The organism is Streptomyces pseudoechinosporeus, from assembly GCF_054783935.1.
The window spans coordinates 1-2,165 of record NZ_BAAGPS010000086.1 but is presented as its reverse complement, the minus strand read 5'-3'; the positions used below and the strand labels follow the sequence as shown (position 1 = coordinate 2,165).

Annotated in this window: 2 pseudogenes; both read left to right on the top strand. The window is 72.7% G+C overall.

Annotated elements, in window-relative coordinates:
* Positions 1–88: 88 nt before the first annotated feature.
* A pseudogene (gene tap, locus ACYVO6_RS45860) lies at positions 89–2,045 on the top strand (telomere-associated protein Tap); the annotation flags it as partial.
* 12 nt (positions 2,046–2,057) lie between these two features.
* Positions 2,058–2,165, top strand: a pseudogene (locus ACYVO6_RS45855) (telomere-protecting terminal protein Tpg); the annotation flags it as partial.

Here is a 2,165-nt window from a genome sequence, read left to right as displayed (position 1 = left end):
GTTGGCCGTACGGCCGCTCTCGCGAGAGTTGGCCGTCCTGGTCCGCAGGAAGGCACGTGGCATGTCGTAACTACGCCGCAGATCGACACCCGAGACGTTCGCGAGCGCGCCCGCCCCGGCTCCGGAAGCGCGGACTCTGTCCGCAGCCCCGGTCTCCGGGGCTGCGGACACAACTGATTCCGAGACCCCCCAGCCCCGTCCCGCCGCCAACTCGGCTGCTGCGGCTGCCGCGTCGCGTCCGGCGCGCACCGTGAGGCCGTCGTCGACGTCGCGCCGCCCGGCCGTGCGGAAGGCGGCCCCCGCAGGCACCCCGGCGGGCGACACCGACCCGAGGTTCGAGAACGGGCCGCTCGCCGTCGTCGACGTCGAAGACGGTCAGGTGCTGGCGTACTGCACCGGCGGCCTGGTCCTGGACGTGCCCGCCAAGAGCCTGCCGTCCCTGGTGGACTGGACGCTGAAGGAGGCGAAGCTCGGGCAGCCGAAGCTGTCCGGCCCGGGCAAGCCGGCCGACCCGCTGCTCGTGCTCACCGAGGCCGCGCTGGAGCGCTACGGCCTGCCCGTCGCCCTGAGCGAGGAGGAGCGGCTGGCCGGGCGGATCCCGGAGGGCCACAAGGTCATCAAGCAGCTGGCGCGCGCCGACTGGCAGCTGACCAAGAGGGGCTTCGGGCCGTGGGCGCGGATCTACCGCCCGGCCAAGGGCTCGGACCGCCAGTGCGTGCAGCTGTGCATCCCGTCCTGGCACGCGCTCGACTCCCGCCACTGGGGCCACGCCGCACAGCTGGCGCCGGCGGACCTCGCCCGGGTCCTGGGCGTGTACGCATCCCGGGTGATGACGCCGCGCGGCTCCACGGCCGTGACCGGCCTGGAGCTGATGACCGCGCTGCACCCGCCGACCCACGCCGTGCGGGATGAGGCCACCGGCGGCTTCCGGCAGGCCGACGAGAAGACCCCCGGGTCGCTGGGCGTGGACCCGGTGGACTGCGCGCCGTGCGAGGCCCCGGACGGGCACCCGCTGCTGGCGGACCTGCCGCGCTTCCACACGCGGACCCCGGCGGAGAAGCTGTTCGAGGAGGCGTACGACTGGGCGCGCCCGCTCACCGACGCCGAATGCACCAGGCGGCACCTGGTCGGCATCGACGTGAACATGGCCTTCGCCGCCGGCGCCAACGGCCTGGTCGTCGGTCTCGGTACGCCGACGCAGGTCAAGGCGCCGGTGTTCGATGCGAAGCTGCCCGGCGCATGGCTGGTCGACCTGTCCCATGTGGACCTCTCCCGGATGAAGGTCGCCAAAGACAAGTGGGCGGACCTGGACGGCAGCCTGCTGCCCAGCCCGTTCACGCCGAAGGGCGAGCGCCCCGAGGGCCCGGCCTGGTACGCGACACCCACCGTGGCGTACGCGGTGGAGCTCGGCTACGACGTCGCGCCGATCGAGGCGTACGTCCGGCACGAGAACGGCCGTTACCTGGACGGCTGGTACCACCGGCTGCGCGACGCCTTCCTCGCCACGATGGCCGACCTCGGCGTGCACGCGGACATGGCGCCGGCGGACTTCCTGGCGGCAGCGTGACCCGGAGCTGGCGATCGTCGTGGACGCGGTCAAGGCGACGGTCAAGGGCGGCCTGGGCAAGCTGCGCGAGCGGCCGCGCGGGGAGGGCTGGCGGTCCGGCGAGCCGTGGCGGGCGCTGTCCCGCCCGACGTGGCGGCCGGACATCCGCGCGGCGGTCATCTCCCGCACCCGGATCAACCTGCACCGGAAGATCGTCAAGCACGCGGCGTTCACCGGGCAGTACCCGGTGGCGGTCCTCTCCGACTGCGTCGTGTACGCCGTCGACGGCGCCAGCCCGCTGGACTTCCTGCCCTACCGGGACGGCAAGCCGCTGCCCGGCGGCTTCAAACTCGGCATCAACCCGGGCCTGGTGAAGTGGGAGGGCACCCAGGAAGTGCTGTGGGGCGAAGAGGTCCGCGAGCGGTTCAACGCCCCGGAGCTCAACCTCGCCCGGTACATCAAGGACGGCACCGTCACCGACGTCGACAACGGAGAGTAGGAGAGGGCGACGATGAGCATGTTCGGGGACGGTCTGGAAGCCGCGGTGCAGAAGGCATTCACCCGCCCTGCGCCCAAGAGCGCGGGCGCGCAGATGCGGTACCTGGTCAAGCAGCTCAAG